Annotated in this window: 15 protein-coding genes; 7 read left to right on the top strand and 8 right to left on the bottom strand. The window is 68.9% G+C overall.

The window, feature by feature from the left end; translation table 11 throughout:
* Positions 1–21: 21 nt before the first annotated feature.
* Positions 22–843, bottom strand: a complete 822-nt coding sequence (locus ACIRGA_RS07295; protein WP_400937649.1) for an SMI1/KNR4 family protein — start codon at positions 841–843, stop codon at positions 22–24.
* A gap of 144 nt (positions 844–987) precedes the next feature.
* On the opposite strand from ACIRGA_RS07295, the gene ACIRGA_RS07290 reads away from it, so the two are divergent.
* Complete coding sequence (locus ACIRGA_RS07290) at positions 988–3,972, top strand: family 16 glycoside hydrolase (RefSeq protein WP_400937647.1); 2,985 nt, start codon at positions 988–990, stop codon at positions 3,970–3,972.
* Positions 3,973–4,131: 159 nt separating this feature from the next.
* Here ACIRGA_RS07290 and ACIRGA_RS07285 read toward each other — a convergent pair whose 3' ends face one another.
* A complete protein-coding gene (locus ACIRGA_RS07285; RefSeq protein ID WP_400937645.1) occupies positions 4,132–4,878 on the bottom strand; it encodes an EI24 domain-containing protein in 747 nt (248 codons plus the stop codon).
* A gap of 210 nt (positions 4,879–5,088) precedes the next feature.
* On the opposite strand from ACIRGA_RS07285, the gene ACIRGA_RS07280 reads away from it, so the two are divergent.
* Positions 5,089–5,526, top strand: a complete 438-nt coding sequence (locus tag ACIRGA_RS07280; RefSeq protein ID WP_400937642.1) for a Dabb family protein — start codon at positions 5,089–5,091, stop codon at positions 5,524–5,526.
* Here ACIRGA_RS07280 and ACIRGA_RS07275 read toward each other — a convergent pair.
* Together ACIRGA_RS07275 and ACIRGA_RS07270 are read right to left on the bottom strand one after the other, a co-directional pair.
* Positions 5,506–6,501, bottom strand: a complete 996-nt coding sequence (locus tag ACIRGA_RS07275) for a hypothetical protein (RefSeq protein ID WP_400937639.1) — start codon at positions 6,499–6,501, stop codon at positions 5,506–5,508. The two genes, ACIRGA_RS07280 and ACIRGA_RS07275, sit on opposite strands and share 21 nt — an antisense overlap.
* Before the next feature lie 14 nt (positions 6,502–6,515).
* Positions 6,516–7,364 (bottom strand): hypothetical protein, encoded by an 849-nt coding sequence (locus ACIRGA_RS07270; protein WP_400937637.1) that lies wholly within the window; start codon positions 7,362–7,364, stop codon positions 6,516–6,518.
* Positions 7,365–7,485: 121 nt separating this feature from the next.
* Between ACIRGA_RS07270 and ACIRGA_RS07265 the strand changes: the two genes are divergently transcribed.
* The 3 genes from ACIRGA_RS07265 to ACIRGA_RS07255 all read left to right on the top strand — a co-directional run bounded on the left by ACIRGA_RS07265 (position 7,486) and on the right by ACIRGA_RS07255 (position 10,662).
* Positions 7,486–8,058 (top strand): TetR/AcrR family transcriptional regulator, encoded by a 573-nt coding sequence (locus ACIRGA_RS07265; RefSeq protein WP_400937635.1) that lies wholly within the window; start codon positions 7,486–7,488, stop codon positions 8,056–8,058.
* An 8-nt stretch (positions 8,059–8,066) separates the two neighbouring features.
* Positions 8,067–9,209 carry an SGNH/GDSL hydrolase family protein gene (locus ACIRGA_RS07260; protein WP_400937632.1) on the top strand — a complete coding sequence of 381 codons (1,143 nt, stop codon included), beginning with the start codon at positions 8,067–8,069 and terminating at the stop codon, positions 9,207–9,209.
* 358 nt (positions 9,210–9,567) lie between these two features.
* Positions 9,568–10,662: a S1 family peptidase gene (locus ACIRGA_RS07255; RefSeq protein ID WP_400937630.1), complete on the top strand. Its 1,095-nt coding sequence runs from the start codon at positions 9,568–9,570 to the stop codon at positions 10,660–10,662.
* 18 nt (positions 10,663–10,680) lie between these two features.
* Here ACIRGA_RS07255 and ACIRGA_RS07250 read toward each other — a convergent pair whose 3' ends face one another.
* Positions 10,681–11,577 carry a LysR family transcriptional regulator gene (locus ACIRGA_RS07250; protein WP_400937628.1) on the bottom strand — a complete coding sequence of 299 codons (897 nt, stop codon included), beginning with the start codon at positions 11,575–11,577 and terminating at the stop codon, positions 10,681–10,683.
* An 80-nt stretch (positions 11,578–11,657) separates the two neighbouring features.
* On the opposite strand from ACIRGA_RS07250, the gene ACIRGA_RS07245 reads away from it, so the two are divergent.
* Together ACIRGA_RS07245 and ACIRGA_RS07240 are read left to right on the top strand one after the other, a co-directional pair.
* Entirely contained in the window at positions 11,658–12,065 is a 408-nt protein-coding gene (locus ACIRGA_RS07245) for a hypothetical protein (RefSeq protein WP_400937626.1), read from the top strand.
* Positions 12,062–13,630 carry a multicopper oxidase family protein gene (locus ACIRGA_RS07240; RefSeq protein WP_400937624.1) on the top strand — a complete coding sequence of 523 codons (1,569 nt, stop codon included), beginning with the start codon at positions 12,062–12,064 and terminating at the stop codon, positions 13,628–13,630. The genes ACIRGA_RS07245 and ACIRGA_RS07240 overlap by 4 nt, the downstream gene beginning before the upstream one ends.
* Here the strand turns inward: ACIRGA_RS07240 and ACIRGA_RS07235 are convergent.
* The 3 genes from ACIRGA_RS07235 to ACIRGA_RS07225 are packed head-to-tail and all read right to left on the bottom strand — an operon-like array spanning position 13,627 to position 18,438.
* Positions 13,627–14,367 (bottom strand): fumarylacetoacetate hydrolase family protein, encoded by a 741-nt coding sequence (locus ACIRGA_RS07235; RefSeq protein WP_400937621.1) that lies wholly within the window; start codon positions 14,365–14,367, stop codon positions 13,627–13,629. The two genes, ACIRGA_RS07240 and ACIRGA_RS07235, sit on opposite strands and share 4 nt — an antisense overlap.
* Positions 14,364–17,261, bottom strand: coding sequence for an FAD-binding and (Fe-S)-binding domain-containing protein (locus ACIRGA_RS07230; RefSeq protein WP_400937618.1), 2,898 nt, complete (start codon positions 17,259–17,261; stop codon positions 14,364–14,366). The genes ACIRGA_RS07235 and ACIRGA_RS07230 overlap by 4 nt, the downstream gene beginning before the upstream one ends.
* 10 nt (positions 17,262–17,271) lie before the next feature.
* Positions 17,272–18,438: a pyridoxal-phosphate-dependent aminotransferase family protein gene (locus ACIRGA_RS07225; RefSeq protein WP_400937616.1), complete on the bottom strand. Its 1,167-nt coding sequence runs from the start codon at positions 18,436–18,438 to the stop codon at positions 17,272–17,274.
* Positions 18,439–18,569: the final 131 nt, after the last annotated feature.

Raw genomic sequence — 18,569 nt, 5'->3', positions numbered from 1 at the left:
TCCCCCGCTCTGGCCGCAACTCTATCCGAGCCAGACGGGTTCCCCTTCGATCGTCGTCGCCGAGCGCACCCGGCATCCCATGGCGTCGGCGGCGGCGAGAATCACCGCGCGCGCGTCTCCGCCGTCTTCCGGCGGGAACGCGATCCGGATCTGGTGCCCGTAGCACTCTTCATAGGTCAGCAGCCAATCTCGGCCGATGGCCTTGAAATGATGCTGCCGGTTGCCTTCCCCGTCGTCGTACGAACCGCGGTCCACGGTAGGGCTCAGGGCGTCGCGAAGGGTCCTCAGGCGTTGCTCGTAGGGCGAATCGCCGTCGGAAAGCCGGACGTACACATGGGATCTGTCGCGGTGGGGCTCGAACCACGGCTCCGGCGGCGGTGGGCCGAGCAACGGGCTGTCGAGCCGTCCTTCGAGGTAGGCGAAGAGGAAAGACACCGCGCTCAGGGAATAACGATCGGCGCCGGCCCGTGGATTCCAGGCCACGGTCGTCCAGCCGTCGGGTTCGCCTTCGGTGACCCAGCACAGGGAGTCCCCGTTGCCGGTCCGAGCCCACTCCAGCACGCCCCCAGGCTCGGGCCACAGCGCGAACGGCACCGCTTCCGGCCAGTCGTCGCGAAACGGCCCTGCCATCCCGAGGAGATCACGCGCGGCCGTGGCCAGCTCGCCGGGGCTCAGCAAGGAGATGTCGTCGAAGCGTCCCGCCCCATAACGCGCCGCGAGTGCTTTGAATTCGCTTGGCAGCGTGAGGCCGAGTTCCGCCTCGGCCTCTTGCCAATCGCCGCCGGGAGCGACGGGCTCCGCCGGCGGTGGCACCAGCCGGATCAGATCATGAAGCTTCCCCATACCGCGACTCTAGCCGTCGGCCCGGAGAGGCCGTTCAGACTAACTTTCGTCCGTTCTGTACATACTTTCGTTGACTTCGACCGAAAGTCCTCTTAGGTTCAGCGTCGTCACAGAGGTGCTCCGCCGCCGACCCGAGGAGCAACGATGCTTCCGTCCGTCCGCAAGCGCTTCACCCGGTCCATCGTCGCCTCGTTGGCGCTGGTCACGGCACTGTCCGGGCTGACGACAGCCCCGGCCGAAGCGGCCATCCCACCCCAGCAGCCCGGTGTCACGCTCCGCACGTACGACCTCCAGCGCGACCTCACCAAGCTCTGCGCGATCAAATCCGGCCAGACACCCAACGTCGACAAGCTGATGCCGACGATCAACTGGACCACCACCGCCGATTTCGGGCTCGACGAGCGGTTCGTCTCCGAGGTCATCGGGAACATCAACATCACCACCGCGGGGCAGTACGAATTCCGGCTCACCAGCGACGACGGCTCCCGGCTCCGGATCGACGGCCAGACGGTGATCAACCACGACGGCCTGCACGGGGCGACGCCGGCGACCGGATCGGCGCAGTTGAGCACCGGGTACCACGCCCTGCGGATCGACCATTTCGACAACACCAACGATCAGCAGGTCACCCTCGAATGGCGGCCGCCGGGCGCGGCGGACTTCGCGCTCGTGCCGAATTCGGTGCTCAGCACCGACGCCGACGTCGTGCGGGTGACCGCGCCGGGGCGCAAGGAATGCGAGGGCGCCACGGATTCGCCCGGTGACGGCCTGCCGCTGAACGGCGTCCACCCCGGCTTCACGCTGACGAATCTGCGTCCCGAAGGATTCCAGCCGCAGGTCACCGGCATGGACTGGCTGCCGGACGGACGGCTCGCCATCGCCACCTGGGGCGGCTCCGACAAGGTCCTCGGCGAGGTCCATCTGCTGAGCAACGTCAGCGGGAACACCGATCCGAGCAAGGTCCGGACCCAGCGCGTCGCCAGCGGGCTGAAGGAACCGATGGGTGTCAAGTACGTCGACGGGAAGCTGTACGTCTCGGAGAAGACGCGCCTCGTCGAACTGAACGACACCAACGGCGACGGCGTGACCGACGACTACCGCACGGTCGCCACCTGGCCGTTCGGCGGCAACTTCCACGAGTTCGCGTTCGGCCTGCTGTACAAGGACGGCTTCTTCTACGCCAACCTTTCCGTGTCCATCAACTACGGCGGCGCCACGACCGACCCGCAGCCCGCGCCGAACCGCGGCACCACGATCAAGGTCGAGAAGGCCACCGGCAAGGTCTCCTACATCGCCGGCGGGCTGCGTACGCCGCACGGCATCGGCTGGGGACCGGAAGGCGACGTCTTCGTCACCGACAACCAGGGCGGCTGGCTGCCGGCGAACAAGCTCGTGCGGATCAAGCAGGACCGCTTCTTCAACCACTACACCAATCCCCCGGGCCCGTTCGACGCGAAGCCGGTGACCGCGCCCGTGTTGTGGTTGCCGCACAACGAGATCGCGAACTCACCGAGCAACATGGTCATGCTGACGCAGGGCCCGTTCGCCGGACAGATGGTGTACGGCGACGTGACCTACGGCGGGCTGCAGCGAGCGTTCCTGGAGAAGGTCAACGGCGAGTACCAGGGCGCGGTCTTCCGGATGACCCAGGGCCTCGAGTCGGGCGTCAGCCGGATCAGCCTCGGCCCCGACGGCGCGATCTACACCGGCGGGATCGACGGCGGCGGCAACTGGGGCCAGCCCGGCAAACTCGCCTACGGCCTGCAGAAGGTGACGCCCAACGGCACGAACGCCTTCGACATCCGCGCGATGCGGGCCGTCGCGGGCGGATTCGAACTGGAGTACACCCAGCCGTTGTCGGCAGAGACCGCGCAGAACCTCGCGGCGAAGTACCAGGCGCAGCAGTGGCGCTACCAGCCGACTCCCGCGTACGGCGGGCCGAAGATCGACGAGCAGACCCTGTCCGTCACCTCGGCGAGCCTGTCGGCCGACCGCAAGAAGGTCACGCTGCAGGTGGCAGGGCTGAAGGCCGGGCACGTGGTCCACGTGCGGTCGCCGCGTCCGTTCGCGTCGGAATCCGGTGCGGCGCTGTGGAGCACGGAAGCCTGGTACACGCTGAATTCCCTGGTCGGTGGTCCTCCGGCGAGCACGACCTACGAGGCTGAGCGGGCCGCACTGAGCGGCGGCGCCGCGACGAACACGAACCACGCCGGCTACACGGGCACCGGATTCGTCGACGGCTACTGGAACCAGGGCGCCGCGACGACGTTCACCGTGAACGCGCCGAAGTCCGGCGCCTACGACGCCGCCTTGCGCTACTCGAACGGCCCGGATCCCGCGCCAGGGACCAAATCGGTGACCGTCTACGTCAACGGCGCCAAGGTGAAACAGGTCAGGCTCGCCAGTACCGGGAACTGGGACACCTGGAACACACAGCCTGAAACGTTGAACCTGAAAGCCGGACCGAACACGATCTCCTATCGCTACGACACCGGCGACGCGGGCAACGTCAACCTCGACAGCCTCACCCTGACCGAATCCCGGCGTGTCCAGTTGTTCAAGGGCACAGACCTCGACGCCTGGGAGAAACGCGCGGGCGGCGCCGCGACCTGGCCGGTCTCGGGCGGAGCGATGGAGTCGAACGGCGGGGACATCCGCACGAAACAGCAGTTCGGCGATTTCCGGCTGCACGTCGAATGGAACGAGCCGGACTATCCGCCGGAGGTCACCGGACAGCAGAGGGGCAACAGCGGGATCTATTTCCAGGAACGCTACGAACTGCAGGTGCTCGAATCCTTCGGGGACACCACCCTCGCCAACAACGAAGCGGGCTCGATCTACTCGAAGAAGGCACCGGACCGGAACATGGCGACGGCGCCCGGGACCTGGCAGACCTACGACGTCACCTTCCGGGCCGCCCGGTTCGACGGTGCCGGGAACAAGACCGACAACGCCCGCGTGACCGTGGTCTGGAACGGCGTCGTGGTCCACAACGACGTGGAGATCGACGGCGGTACGGGCGACAGCATCCCGGAAAGCGCGGCACCGGGCGCGATCCGTTTGCAGGACCACGGGGATCCCGGTGAGAATCCGCGGTTCCGCAACATCTGGATCGAGCCCGTCGGCTGAGTCCGGCGCTGTCCGTGAAGGCCTCCTTCACTACCTTCAGGGTAGGCAAGGAGGCCTTCACGGACTTGTCAGCGGCGGCAGGGACCGAGGTCCACGCCACCCGTCGTCTGCCCGGCGGTGACCGTCTGCGTCATCTGACACAGACGCGACCGCGGAAGCTCAGGCCGCGTCCGCCGCCAGGACCTCACGCGCGACGAGCACGCCGCCGACGAAGCCCACCGGCATCACGATCAGCGCGGCGAACGGGATCAGGCACAGCAGTGACACGGGAAGCCCCAGCCCGAGGGCAAGCGCGCGGTGCCGTCGCAGCAGCGTCCGGCGCTGCTTCAGACCCATCCCGCGCCGGTAGAACGGCACGGCGATCAGTTCCAGCGCCAGGAACCACGCCGTCACCAAGGCCAGCAGGACCGGCACGACGGTCTGTCCCACCACGGGGAGGAAACCCGCGATCAGCAGCGGAATCGTGAACATCAGCGAGCGCAGCACCAGGGCCAGCCCGTCCTTCAGGCCCATCACCAGCAACCGCCACCACGAAAGGTCCACCGCGCCGGGCACACCGCCGAGATCGTCCTCGACCTTCTCCGCGATGTGCTCGTAGAACGGCCCGCCGACGGCAAGGGTGATCGCCGTGAAGCCGATCATGGCGATCGCCAGCACCACCCCGAACACCGCGACGCCTGCCGCCACCCTGATCGTCGTCTGCCAGCCCGGCGACCAAGCGTCGGCGAACGGCGTGATGAGCAGCGAGAGATCGTCGATCCAGAACGCCAGCGCGACGATCCCGCCGATCAGCAACACCGTGGTCAGCAACGCGGGCAGCGCGCCGATCAGCAGCAGCCTCGGCGACCGCGCCAGGATGCCGAGGCCTCGCCCGAACATCCGTAAACCCTTCAAGAAGTCCCGCACCGGACATTTCTACCAGTGTCCGGGATGTCCGAAGCTCAAGGCACTCGCAACCGCTGTCCCGGGGCGGGCGACGCGCCAGTCCTCTGTGGACATCGGCGGCGCGGGGATAGGCGATTTCCACCGATGCGAACCCCGGCGCCCCGCTGCGAAGTTGGTGGGGTGCCGGACACCTCGGCACCGACGCGTTCGCGACAACCGAAAGGACACACGATGATCTACCACGGCAACCGTTTCACCCTGCGGCCCGACGCCTCCCCGGAGCAGGTCGAGGAGGCCTTGGAGAGCCTCCGCGATCAGGGCCGGGTCATCCCGTCGGTGAAGTCCTTCGTGGTCGGCCGCGATTTCGGCGGCGACTACGAATGGGGTGCCGTCTTCGCGATCGAAGATCTCGAAGGGTACTGGGAGTACCTCATGCACCCGGCGCACCGGAACACCGACCGGGTCGGTCTCCCGCTGGTCGACCGGTTCGCGTCCTTCGACGTCACCGACGACCCGGATCCGGAGATGGGCGCGAAGATCGCCGAGCTGCACCAGCGCCGCTACGACAACGACGCGGAGCTGACCGCGCTGATCTCCGGCCTCGGCGAGTACTCCGGCAGCGCCGCGCCCGGAAAGCACGGGCCGGGCTCAGCCGCCGTCCGCGAGTGAGCCGCTGCCATCGGGGCCGGTCACGATCACCCGGCTGCTCACCCCCGTCCCGAACGGGATGATCGTGACCTGCCACGTTCGCGGCTCCCCGACGTCGATGGTCGCCTTCGCCCGCTGGACCAGGGCCGGGACGCGGTCGACCGCCGGCGCGCGGAGGTCGAACCTCGGCACCTGGGCGTCCGTCGGGGCGAAGACCACGGTCAGCCGCCGGTCCTCGACGACCGCGGTGATCACCTGGGAGACGTCCGTGGCCTGCGCCAGCGAGTCGATCGCCCGGCGCAATTCCCCTTCGCCCAGCAGGGATCCACTGACGGTGACGGTCGCGGATCCCAAGGAGGACGTGGTCACGGCGGACTGGGTCTCTTCCGCTCGGGCGGGCGCTTCGGGTGCGAACAGCTCCGCGCGGAAGAGAAACAGCACGAGCGCCGCACCGAGAGCGAACCCGAGGACCGCGAGCGCGCCGAACGCGCAGCCCTCCGCCGGTTCCCGCACCAGGCTGGATTCCGGGGCGGGTTCGATCACCGCTTCGGCCGCGCGCCGCTCCCACGACGGCGCAGGCCGTTCCACGACCTCCGCCTTCCACGGCCGGTCCGGCGGATACCGGACGACGAGGACGTCACCCGGGCGGTAGCTCTGGAGATCGACCAGGTTGATGCCGTGGGTGATCTTCAACCGGTAGGTCGCCAGGCCCTCCGGGGCGACGGTGAGGTCGAAGTAGACCGGGATGTCCCCCGTCTCGGTGCCGCCCGCGCGGAGGCTCTCGATCCTCGCGAGCGCGATCACCGGCGCAACTCTCGCCTCGCGAGCGCGTCGCGGGGCCCCGGCGAGGTAGAGCAGGATTCCATAGGCGATGGGAAGTCCGACGCCCGTGACTATCAGGGGCACGTACTCGAGGATGATCCCCACGATGAACGCGCACAGGGTGGTCCCGATGATGATCCCGGTCAGGAATCCGCGGATCAGGGCGAGCGGCATGGATACTCCAGAGATCAGTTCGCGGACAGCCAGTCACTGAGGGCGGGATGGCGCCGGAACGCCACGAAGATCTTCTTGTCGTCGCCCGGTGATGCCGGGTCGAACAGCACTTCGGCGGTCGCGATCGCGGTGTCCCTGGTGCGGCGGGTCACCCAGTGCCGGACACCCGCGCCATCGGTGAACATGACCGTCACGTTCGCGCCCACGACACGGGTGCCTGATTCGTCCCCGCCCAGAAGCAGCTTCACTTCGACGATCCGGGCGGGCACCCGCCAACCGTGCCGCAGCAGCCGTTCCCGGGTGCGGGCCAGTTCAGCGTGCTGTCGCGAACCCTGGATGGTGTACCAGAGCGCCAGCATCGTCAGGACGAACAGGAACGCCGGTGCCCATCGGTCGGCGTAGTACATCAGCCACGCCCAGAAGCCCCACTTCTCGTCCGAGTGGAAGACAGGGTCGACGGCGGTGCCCACGGCGAGCGGCGGAAGCCAGTCTCTCGACGAATACCAGAGGCCGAGCGTGCCGGCGGCGAACGCCAGCACGACGGGGAACGCCGGTCCCGACGACCGTCCTTGGTACCGCCGCAGGGCGGCCCTCGTGAGGCCGCCCGCGGCGACGCAACCGAGCAAGCCGAAGGTTCCCCACATGGGGCCGTACGGCGGCATGCCGTCACCTCGGTCGTCGAAGACGCTGTCGATCGCCATGGTCCGGAACTGCTCGACGAGGTCACCGAAGCCGCGTCCGGCGAAGAAGCCGCAGACCAGGACGACCGCCGAAGCCAGGATCGCGCCCACGAGCAGCCGGCGGTCTCCGCGCAGCCGCTCGAGGCGGTCGTGCCGGGCCTTGGCCGGGTCCACCGTGTTCATCACGTCACCTCCGTTCGTGCTGTGCCCAGCCTCCGTCGAGCGCGGCGCTACCGAACCCAGGTTTCCCTGCTTCCTAATCTCATTAGGCAAATTCCGAATGCAATATGGTAAGGTGGCCGGCATGGCCAGAGCGGGACTGACCACGGAACGCGTGGTCCGGGCGGGTGCGGAGCTCGCCGACGAGATCGGCTTCGAGCACGTGACCCCGACCGAGCTCGCGAAACGGTGCGACGTCAAGACGGCGAGCCTGTATTCGCACGTGAAGAACGCCCACGAGCTGAAAACCGAGATCGCCCTGCTGGCCTTGGCCGAGCTCGCCGATCTCGCCGCCTCCGCGGTGGCGGGCCTGGCGGGCAAGGACGCGCTGATCGCCTTGGCGAACGTCCACCGTGACTACGCCCTCGAACACCCTGGCAGATTCACCGCCGCGAGATTCCGGCTCACCCCGGACAAGGCCTCCACCAGCGCCGGTGTCCGGCACGCCGAAGTGACGCGGGCGATCCTGCGCGGTTACGACCTCGCCGAACCACACCAGACGCACGCGGTCCGGCTGCTGGGCAGTGTGTTCAGCGGGTTCGTCGGCCTGGAGGCCGCCGGCGGCTTCAGTCACAGCGTCCCCGGCTCGCAGGAGAGCTGGACCGAGATCCTCGACGCGCTCGACGTCCTGCTGCGCGCCTGGCCCCGAACGAAATGAACGGAAGAATGCTCACGACCCCGATCACCGCCGCCCTCGTCCGCGGTGCACTGGACCTCGAGTACACCGAACGCGGCCTGCTCCCCCACCGCCTGCCCGCGCGGGCGAGGCAGCAGATCCCCGACGGACAGCTGGCCATGGCGGAATCGCAGCCGTCCGGGGTGCGGCTGGTCTTCCGCACCACGGCGTCACTCGTCGAACTGGACGTCCTGGCCACCAAACGCGTCTTCGCCGGCGCGCCGCCCAGGCCCGACGGCGTCTACGACCTGTTCGTCGACGGGCGGCTCGCCGGGCAGGCGAGCGTGACCGAAGGCGACACGATCACCGTCGACCTGACCACCGGCGACGCACGGCATCAGCCGGGTCCCGTCCGGACCCTGCGGTTCGACGGCCTGCCCTGGCACGAGAAGAACGTCGAAATCTGGCTGCCGCACAACGAAACGACACAGCTCGTCGCGTTGCGCACCGACGCGTCCGTCCACAGTGTCCAGTCTGCGGACCGCAGGATCTGGCTGCACCACGGCAGTTCCATCAGCCAGGGGTCCAACGCGGCGACCCCGACCGGGATCTGGCCCGCCACGGCCGCGGCCATCGCCGGAGTGGAGCTGGTCAACCTCGGCTTCGGCGGCAGCGCGCTGCTCGACCCGTTCACCGCCCGCGCGATGCGGGACACGGCGGCCGACTTCATCAGCGTCAAGATCGGCATCAACCTCGTCAACGCCGATCTGCTGCGGCTGCGCGCGTTCGGCCCGGCGGTGCACGGTTTCCTCGACACCATCAGGGAAGGGCACCCCACCACGCCGTTGCTGGTCGTCTCGCCGCTCTATTGCCCCATCCACGAACACACGCCGGGGCCCCTCGAGTTCGACCCGGACGGCCTGCGGGAAGGAAAAGTGCGGTTCAGGGCGACCGGTGATCCCGCGGAGACCGCCGCGGGAAAGCTGACGCTCACCGTGATCCGCGACGAACTCGCCCGCATCGTCAAGGAGCGGAGTACGAGCGATCCGCACCTGCGCCATCTCGACGGCCTCGAACTGTACGGCGAGGCGGACCACGCCGAGCTGCCGCTGCCCGACCGTCTCCATCCGGACGCGGCCACGCACCGGCTCATCGGGGAACGCTTCGCACGGCTGGCTTTCGACGCCTCGTGAGTGGCTTGACCAGGGCCGAAGGCTCCTTTCACCGCATCAGGCGCGGCGAAGGGAGCCTTCATCCCACCATCCGCCCGCCCGAGAACGCCACGTTTGGCCTACCCCTCCAATAGAACCGCCCTTACCACTCACGAGACCCATCGTTTACTGTGCGCGTAAACCTCGGTAGTCCCTTTCGCGGGTACCTATTTTTCTTCCTGTCCAACGAAAGTCGGTATCCGCCACCGGTGCCGCGGATCACCATGATCGGCACCGGATCACCGGTGCCGGGGCGCCTTGGCCGTGCCCGGCGACCCCACTGTGTCCAGCGCGGCCACCCCTCGCGCTGGATCCTCCCTCGCGAAAGTGAGTCACCGGTATGCGCACAAACCCCTTGGCCCGTACCGCCACCACACTGGTGGCCGCGGCCGCGGTCGTCGGCTTCCTCGCCCCGTCCACGGCCACCGCCACCACCATCGCGGGCTACTCCCCCACGGTGCAGCACGAGGCGGTGACGTCCCTCGCCACCGAAGCCGGGATCAGCCGGGCCGACGCGGTCGAATTCCTCCGGACGCAGACCGCGAGCGTCGAGACGCTGCGAAAGGTCACCGCGTCGCTCGGCTCCCGTGCCGCCGACGGTTACCTCGACGACAACGCCGAGCCGGTGGTGAACGTGCTCGACCAGGCCGCCGCCGACCAGGTCACCGCGACCGGCGCGCGGGCCCGCGTCGTCAAGCATTCCAGCGCGGCGCTGACGGGGGCGCAGAACGCCCTGCAGGCGTTGCCCACGGTCGCGCACACCTCGATCGGCCTCGACCCCAAGGCCAACCAGGTCGTGCTGACCATCTCCGACGCCGCGAAGGGCTCCGAGGCTCTCGTGAAGGCCGCGGAAGCGCTCGGCGACCGGGTCCGCGTGGAGCGGACCACCGGCGAGATGCACACCGCGATCTACAACGGCGAGGCCATCACCGGCGGCGGCACCCGCTGCTCGGTCGGGTTCAACACCAACCGCGGCGGCCAGAACTACATCCTCGACGCCGGCCACTGCACCCGCGCGGTGTCGCAGTGGAACGTCGGGCCGTCGCAGGGCGCCAGCTTCCCGAACAACGACTACGGCCTGATCCGCAACACCACCGGCAGCGCGCCCGGCGCGGTCACCCTGTGGAACGGCTCCACCCAGCGGATCGCCTCCGCCGGTTCGGCCACCGTCGGGCAGCGGATCAGCAAGAGCGGCAGCACCACCCACCTCACCTCGGGTTCGGTGCAGCGGCTGAACGTCACGGTGAACTACGCCGAAGGCTCGGTCTACCAGTTGATCCAGACCAACGCGCTGGTCAACCCCGGTGACTCGGGCGGCTGCCTGTTCTCCGGCAGCGTCGGGCTGGGCATCACCTCCGGCAAGGGCAGCGGTACGTCGTACTTCCAGCCGATCGGTGAGGCGCTGAGCGCTTACAGCGTCACGCTCAACCCGTAAGCACCCTCCGGGCCTCGGTCACCGCGACCGGGGCCCGGCCTGTGCGTGGAAGTGCTCGACGGCGTGATCGCGAAAGCGTTGGGCGGCAACGGAAAGATAGGTGTCCTCGCGCCAGGCGACGCTGAGCACGCGGCGGCACCCGGGATCGTCGACGTCCAGCCAGACCACCGTCTGGCTGGTTTCGGGCCGCAGCCCGAGCGACGGCACGAACGCGATCCCGAGGCCCGCGTCGATGAGCTGGAAGAGCACCGCGGCTTCGTCACCCTCGCAGACGATGTGGAGATCGAGCCCGGCCTTCGCGAAAAGGCGCTCGGCGAGCGCGCGCTGCCAGTACCCGGGGCGTGTGGTGAGGAACGGCTCGCCTTCGAGGTCCGCCAGGCTGACGCGGCCACGCCCGGCGAGCCGGTGCCCGGCGGGTACGCAGAGCATCACCTGTTCGTCGAGGAGCACGCGGCTGCGGATGTCGTTGCCCGCCAAGGGCTGGGAGGTGACGCACAGGTCGACCTCGCCGGACCGCAACTTCTCCGCCATGCCCTCCCCCGACGCCTGGGACAGCCGCACGTCCACCAGCGGATGGCCGGGGACGAAGGTGCGAACCGGTTCGGTGAGGACGAGCAGGCTTTCGGCCGCGACGGTGACGGTGCCGCGTTCCAGCCCGGCGGCGTCGTCGAGCTCCTGACGAGCGTCGTCGAGCTCGGCCAGTGCCCGGTCGACGCGGCGAAGGAACGCGGCGCCGAACCGGTTGAGCCTGATCCGGCGGCCGTGGCGGTCGAACAGCGGAACGCCGAGCTCGTTTTCCAGCCTGGCCAAGGTCCGGCTGAGCGAGGGCTGCGCGACACGCAGCTTCTCGGCAGCGCGGCCGACGTGTTCGAGCCGGGCGACCGTCTGGAAGTACCGGAGGGCCAGAAGATCCACTGCTGATACCTCACCTGTTATGAACAGATAACCGATCTTGTCTTGGACAGCATAAGGCGTCGGCTCTTACGTTCGATCGCGTGAGTGAAACCCTGACCGGCCCGAGCCGGAAGGCGAACGTGGCGCTGGTGGTGAACCGGGTGCTGGTGAGCGCCCACGCCGTCGCGATCATCGGCCAGCCGGTGTTCGCCGGCGGCTATCTCGGCGGCGACTACGACATGCTCTGGCTGCACCGCTGGGGCGCCGACGCGGTGTCGTACCTGGCGTACGCGCAGATCCTGGCGGCCTTGGCCCTTTGGCTGGTCCGCGGGCCGCGCTGGCTGTTCTGGATCAGCCTGCTGCTCGCGTCGGGCGAGACCGCGCAGTACCTCGCCGGGTTGGCGGGCGCGCTCGATCTGCACATCCCCCTCGGCGTCGCGCTGGTCACCGGAGTGGTGCTGACGACCATCGCCGTCTGGCGGCCGCAGAATTGGCGGACGGGCCGATGAGCCGCCGTCTTCCCCGCAGGACCTTCCTCGGGCTCGCCGGTGGGGCCGGCGTCCTCGTCGCCGCCGGGGTCGCGGCTCCCCGCTTGCTCGCGCAGGGCGCCCCGGGGACCGGTGAGTTGCTGCGCAGCGGGCTTCCCTTGCCGGAACCCTTCCGGGTGCCGCTGCCGGTCCCGCCGGTCTTGCGTCCGCAAAGGACCGCCGACGCCGATCACTACACGATCACCCAGCGGGCGGCGACGGCCGAGATCCTGCCCGGTGTCCGGACGCCGATCTGGGGCTACGACGGGATCTTCCCCGGGCCGACGATCGAATCGCGACGGAACCGGACGGTGGTGGCGCACCACCGCAACGAACTTCCCGTGCCGACCGTGGTCCACCTGCACGGCGGGCACACGCCCGCCGAATCCGACGGCTATCCGACCGATCTCGTCCTGCCGCGGTCCGGCTGGACCACCGCGCACGGCGGGCACGGCATGGCCGACGCCCGTGCCCGGATCTCGAACGGGGAGCGCGACTACGTCTTCCCGCTGCGGCAACGGGCCGCGACCCTGTGGTACCACGACCACCGCATGGATTTCACCGGTCCGGCCGTGTACCGGGGCCTGGCCGGTTTCCACCTGATCCGCGACGACGAGGAAGACGCGCTGGGGCTCCCGTCCGGGGACCGTGAGCTGCCGCTGATGATCGCCGACCGTTCCTTCGACGAGCACGGCGAGTTCGCCTATCCCTCCCTCGACCGGTCGCTGCGGACCACGCCGGGGGTCGAAAGTGCTTACGTGGAAGGCGTTTTCGGTGACGTGATCCTGGTCAACGGCGCGCCGTGGCCGGTGCACGAGGTGGCGGCCGCGCGCTACCGGCTGCGTGTCCTCAACGGCTCCAACGCCCGGCGTTACGACCTGGCGCTGGACCCGCCGCCGCCCGGCGGCGGCGGTTTCGTGCAGATCGGCGCCGACCAAGGCCTCCTCGACGTCCCGCGCGAACACGACCATCTCCCGATCGCGCCGGCGGAACGGTACGACCTGGTCGTCGACTTCGGCCGGTATCCGGTCGGCACCGAGGTCACCCTCGTGAACCGGCTCGGCACCGGCTCGACCGCCCAGGTCATGCGGTTCGTCGTCGCGCGCCGCGTCCCGGACGACAGCCGGGTTCCCGCGAAACTGAGCGAAATCCCGCCGCTCCCCCGCGAGCAGGCCACGGTCACCCGGGAGTTCTCGTTCCGCGCGGGCACCGTCCACGGCCGCGAGGGCTGGGTGATCGGCGGGGAACCCTTCTCACCGGACCTGATGTCGGCGAGCCCGCGCCTCGGCGACACCGAGATCTGGCGGTTCGTCGCCGACATCCACCATCCCGTGCATCTGCATCTGGTGGGATTCCGGGTCCTTTCGCGTGGCGGGCGGCCACCGGGGCCGTTCGACGGCGGCATCAAGGACACCGTGGACCTGGCCCCGGGCGAGTCTGTCGAGGTCATCGCCCGCTTCGACGGCTACCGCGGCCGTTACGTCTTCCATTGCCACAACGCCGAACACGAGGACATGGCGATGATGGCGAACTTCGAGGTGGTCTAAAGCCGGACGGGATTGCTCAATTCCCCGACGCCCTCGATCGCGACGGTGACCTCGTCCCCCGGCTTCATCGGCCCGACCCCGGCCGGGCTGCCGGTGAGCACGACGTCGCCGGGACGCAGGGTGAACCAGCGGGTCACCCACGCCAGGATTTCGGGCACACCGAAGATCATCTCCCGGGTGGTGGACCGCTGGACGAGCCGATCATTGATCCGTGTGGTCACTTCGAGGTCTCCGTTCCCGATGCCGGTGGTGATCCAGGGCCCGAGTGGCAGGAACGTGTCGGCGCTCTTGGCCCGGGCCCATTGGCCGTCGGCCCGCCAGTCGTGCGCGGTGACGTCGTTGGCGCAGGTGTAGCCGAGGATGTGCTCGCCGGCGTCGTCGACGGTCAGCTTCCGCGCGGTCCTGCCGATGACGACGGCCAGTTCGCCCTCGTACTCCAGGCGTTCGACCTCGGGTGGATGCAGGATCGGCTGTCCGGGACCGGTGACGGCGTTCGGTGCCTTGAGGAACAGGGCGGGCCGTTCCGGCCACGGACGGCCCTTTTCCTTGAGCTGGCAGGGATAGTTGCTGCCGACGCAGACGATCGTGCGCGGCTCGCACGGCGCGAGCAGCCGGACCCCGGACAGCGGGCCGACGACCTCGCCGGGGCCGGTGTCCGGGTCATACGCGCGGACGACGTCACCCTCGACACAACCCGTGCGGGCGGCATCCTCCGAGCCGAAACGGATCAGCCTCATGCCGGACCACCGAGCGCTTCACGGACCAGTTCGAGTGGATGCCACGCCGTCCGGCCCGCGCCGTGGAAGATCTGCTGACGGCACGAAACCCCGGTGGCGGCGACCAATGTTCCGTCCGGTTCCTGGTCCAGCGCCGGGAAAAGCCGGTCACGGCCGACGGCCATCGAGGTCTCGTAGTGTTCGGCTTCGAAGCCGAACGAGCCCGCCATCCCGCAACATCCGGAGTCGATCTCGGCGACCTCCAGCCCCGGGATCCGGCGCAGGAGCGCCATGGTGGCGGCGGTGCCGACCTCCGCCTTCTGGTGGCAGTGGCCATGAAAGACCACGCGCCGCCCGCTGAGCCACGATCGCTCCGGCAGCTTCAGCCTGCCGTCGTCGATCGCCTCGACGAGCAGCTCCTCGACCTGGCGGACGCGTTCCTTGACCTGCCGCGCTTCGGGCAGCTCCGGCAACAGCGCCAGGGTCTCGTCCCGCAGGGTGAACACGCACGACGGCTCGCAGCCGACGATCGGCGATCCCGGTTCGGTGTCGCGGGCCAAGGAGGTGACCAGCCCGGTGGCCTTCTTCTTGGCGTCGTCCAGCAGGCCTTTGGACAGGCTCGACCGGCCGCAGCAGCCACCGGACGCGAGTTCCACCGCCCAGCCCGCGCTTTCGAGCAGCTCGATGGCCGCCTTGCCGATCCGCGGTTCGGTGAAGGTGGTGAAGGAATCCGCGAGCCAGTTCACCCTGCCCGCCGTTCCCGGCGCCGTCACCCGGCGGCGGTTCCAGCGCACGAGGTTGTCCCGCGCGAATTTCGGCAGGGGCCGTTCGGCCTTGATGCCGACGGCCCGTTCCATGAGCTTGCGCAGCGGCCCGATCCGTCCGGGCACATTGGACAGTGGCGCGGTGGCCGAGCCGAGCCGGTTGAGGAACCGGATCGAGCCGAAGATCCGTGACCGCAGCGGCGTGCCGTGCTCTTCGTGGTGCTGGTGCAGGGTTTCGGCCTTGAGCGAGGCCATGTCGACGCTCATCGGGCATTCGCTCTTGCACGCCTTGCACATCAGGCACAGGTCGAGGATCTCGTGCAGGCGTTCCCCGCCAAGCGCCGCCTTCGGGTCCGGCTCGGAAAGGGCCTTGACCAAGGCGTTGGCCCGGCCGCGCGTGGAATGCTCCTCCTGCAGGGTGACCTGATACGACGGGCACATCACGCCGCCGGTGGTCTTGCGGCACAGCCCGATGTTCATGCAGCGATCGGCGGCGTCGCGCATCCCGCCGACCACTTCGAACGACAGCATCGTCCGCAGCGGCGGCGCCGGCGGCAGGGCGTCGCGGTCGCGGAGATTCTCGGTCATCGAGGGCGCGTCGACGATCTTGCCGGGGTTCATCGTGCCCGCGGGATCGAACAGCTTCTTGACCCGGCGCATGGCTTCGTAGAGTTCGTCGCCGAAGATCTCGCGGTTGAACTCCGAGCGGGCCAGGCCATCGCCGTGTTCGGACGAGTTCACGCCGCCGAATTCGGCCACGAGATCCTTGATCTTCTCGGCGACCACGCGCATCGTGTCGACCTGGGCGGGATCGGTGAGGTCGACGAACGGCCGGATGTGCAGGCAGCCGACCGAACAATGGCCGTAGAACCCGGCTTCGAGGCGATGCTCGTCGAGGATTTCCTTGAACCGCGCGGTGTACTCCGCGAGATGCTCGGGGGCGACGGCGGTGTCCTCGATGAACGCCAGCGGCCGCTTGGTCCCCTCGCCGGCCGCCATCAGCAGCCCGAGGCTGGATTTGCGGACCTTGAGCAGCGCCGCCTGTTCGGCGGCCGTGACGAGCTTGAGCGTGTGATAGCCGTGTCCGTTGCGCGCCCAGAGCGCGGCGACCTCGTCGAGTTTGGCCGCCAGCACGGTCTCGTCGTCGCCGGAAAACGACACGAACAGCAGCGCCGCCGGGTCGCCGACGAGATGGTTGCCCAGATCGGCGTACTCGATCTTCCGCCGCGACAGATCGAGGATCGTCTTGTCCATCATCTCGACCTGATGCGGACCGCAGCGGAGCGCGTCGAGCGTCGCCGAAATCGCGCCGTGCGTCGTCTCGAAATGCCCGACCGCGTAGACGGTCTTCTGCGGCTTGGGCACCAGATCGACCTCGATCCGGGTGGCCAGCACGAGCGTGCCCTCCGCCCCGACGACGAATTTGGCCAGGTCGAACGGATTGTCGTCGCCGTATCCGGAGAGCCGGTCGAGCCGGTAGCCGCACGCGCGCCGCCAGAACACCGGCATGCCCTTGGCGATGGCGTCTTCGTGCGCGGTGACGAGTTCGGGGAGTTCGCGGTAGATGCGGCCTTCGAGCGTGTCCGCTTCAGCGCGCCGCGCACGCTCGGTTTCGCTCACCGGCTCCAGGCGGGCGGTGGAGCCGTCGGCGAGGACGACGTCCAGCGCGCGGACGTGGTCGATGGTCATGCCGAAGGTCAGCGACCCGGAGCCCGCCGAGTTGTTGCCGACCATGCCGCCGATCGTGGCGCGGTTGCTGGTGGAGGTGTCGGGCCCGAACATCAGCCCGTGCGCGGCCGCCGCCTTGTTGAGCTGGTCCTGGACGACGCCGGGTTCGACGACGGCGGTCCGCGCGACGGGATCGAGCGCGATGATCCGGTTCATCTGCCGTGACAGGTCGAGCACCAGACCGGGGCCGACGGTCTGCCCGGCCAGGCTGGTCCCCGCCCCGCGCGGGACGACGGGCACGCCGAACTCCGCCGCGGTGGCGACGGCCGCGGCGACGTCCTCGTGATCGACGGGGAACACGACCCGGCGCGGCATGATCGAATACATGCTCGCGTCGCGGGAGAACAGGTGGCGCGTGTAGTCGTCGAAGGCGACTTCACCTTTGATCCGTGCGTTCAACGCGTCTTCGAGAAGGCTGGTCATCGGCGCGCCCTCAGTCGTTCTGCAGCAGTTCGAGGGCGTCCTGCAGCCCGCGTGGATCGGCGGGGGCACCGGCGAGCGTCAGTCCCATTTGGACTCCCGCGAGAGTGCCGGCCAGGGTGAGATCGTTGTACGCGCCGAGATGCCCGATCCGGAAGATCTTCCCGGCGAGTTTGCCCAGTCCCGCACCCAAGGACATGTCGAACCGGTCGAGGATGATCGCGCGGACCTTGTCGGCGTCGATCCCCTCGGGCATCAGGACCGCGGTCAGCGCACCGGAATGCTCGCGCTCGTCCTGGCACAGGACCTCCAGGCCCCATCCGCGTACGGCGGCGCGTGTGGCGGCCGCGTGCCGGGCGTGGCGCGCGAAGACGTTCTCGAGCCCCTCTTCGTAGAGCAGCCGCAAGGCTTCCCGCAGGCCGTACATGAGGTTGGTGTTGGGGGTGTACGGGAAGAATCCGCGTTCGTTCGCGGCGAGCATCGGGCCCCAGTCCCAGAAGATCTTCGGCAGGCACGCGGTCTTGGCGGCGTCGAGGGCCTTGTCGCTGATCGCGTTGAAACTCATGCCCGGCGGGAGCATGAGGCCCTTCTGCGAGCCCGCGACGGTGACGTCGACACCCCATTCGTCGTGCCGGTAGTCGATCGAGCCCAGCGACGAGATGGTGTCGACCAGCAGCAGCGCGGGATGTCCGGCGGCGTCGATCGCGGCGCGGATCTCCGGGATCCGGCTGGTGACGCCGGTGGAGGTCTCGTTGTGGACCACGCAGACGGCCTTGATCCGGTGCGCGGTGTCGGCGGCGAGCTTTTCGGCGACCACCTCGGGGTCGGCGCCGCGCCGCCAGTCGCCCGGCACGAAGTCGGTGTGCAGGCCGAGCCCCCGCGCCATTTCCTGCCACAGCGTGGCGAAATGGCCGGTCTCGAAAGCCAGGACCGTGTCGCCGGGGCTGAGGGTGTTGGTGAGCGCGGCTTCCCACGCCCCCGTCCCGGTGGCGGGGTAGATGACGACCGGGTTCGTGGTGCCGAAGACGGGCTTGATGTCGCGCAGCAGCTGTGTCGCCAGCTCCTGGAACTCCGGTCCGCGGTGGTCGATGGTCGCCGCCGACATCGCCCGGAGCACCACGTCGGGGACGTTCGTCGGGCCCGGGATCTGCAGGAAGTGCCGTCCGGCCGCGTATGTCATGTGCGCCTCCACGCTCGGCTTCGAAAGTTTCGGAGCGAAACCTTGGTCTCGCCGCTTGCACGGTATACCGTGTACCGAACTCCGTCGAGGGGGTGCCCCGAACAACTTCGACCCGATTCCCTGAATGTGTC

It is taken from the genome of Amycolatopsis sp. NPDC102389 (assembly GCF_044765885.1).
GTDB lineage: Bacteria > Actinomycetota > Actinomycetes > Mycobacteriales > Pseudonocardiaceae > Amycolatopsis.
Note: the sequence above shows the minus strand (reverse complement) of the source record. Positions and strands in the feature narration are given on the sequence as shown.

What these genes read in the sequence shown, in the direction of transcription:
- ACIRGA_RS07295 (WP_400937649.1), bottom strand. Translation starts at nt 843, where the DNA reads ATGGGGAAGCTTCATGATCTGATCCGGCTGGTGCCACCGCCGGCGGAG.
- ACIRGA_RS07290 (WP_400937647.1), top strand. Translation starts at nt 988, where the DNA reads ATGCTTCCGTCCGTCCGCAAGCGCTTCACCCGGTCCATCGTCGCCTCG.
- ACIRGA_RS07280 (WP_400937642.1), top strand. Translation starts at nt 5,089, where the DNA reads ATGATCTACCACGGCAACCGTTTCACCCTGCGGCCCGACGCCTCCCCG.
- ACIRGA_RS07275 (WP_400937639.1), bottom strand. Translation starts at nt 6,501, where the DNA reads ATGCCGCTCGCCCTGATCCGCGGATTCCTGACCGGGATCATCATCGGG.
- ACIRGA_RS07270 (WP_400937637.1), bottom strand. Translation starts at nt 7,364, where the DNA reads ATGAACACGGTGGACCCGGCCAAGGCCCGGCACGACCGCCTCGAGCGG.
- ACIRGA_RS07265 (WP_400937635.1), top strand. Translation starts at nt 7,486, where the DNA reads ATGGCCAGAGCGGGACTGACCACGGAACGCGTGGTCCGGGCGGGTGCG.
- ACIRGA_RS07260 (WP_400937632.1), top strand. Translation starts at nt 8,067, where the DNA reads ATGCTCACGACCCCGATCACCGCCGCCCTCGTCCGCGGTGCACTGGAC.
- ACIRGA_RS07255 (WP_400937630.1), top strand. Translation starts at nt 9,568, where the DNA reads ATGCGCACAAACCCCTTGGCCCGTACCGCCACCACACTGGTGGCCGCG.
- ACIRGA_RS07240 (WP_400937624.1), top strand. Translation starts at nt 12,062, where the DNA reads ATGAGCCGCCGTCTTCCCCGCAGGACCTTCCTCGGGCTCGCCGGTGGG.
- ACIRGA_RS07235 (WP_400937621.1), bottom strand. Translation starts at nt 14,367, where the DNA reads ATGAGGCTGATCCGTTTCGGCTCGGAGGATGCCGCCCGCACGGGTTGT.
- ACIRGA_RS07230 (WP_400937618.1), bottom strand. Translation starts at nt 17,261, where the DNA reads ATGACCAGCCTTCTCGAAGACGCGTTGAACGCACGGATCAAAGGTGAA.
- ACIRGA_RS07225 (WP_400937616.1), bottom strand. Translation starts at nt 18,438, where the DNA reads ATGACATACGCGGCCGGACGGCACTTCCTGCAGATCCCGGGCCCGACG.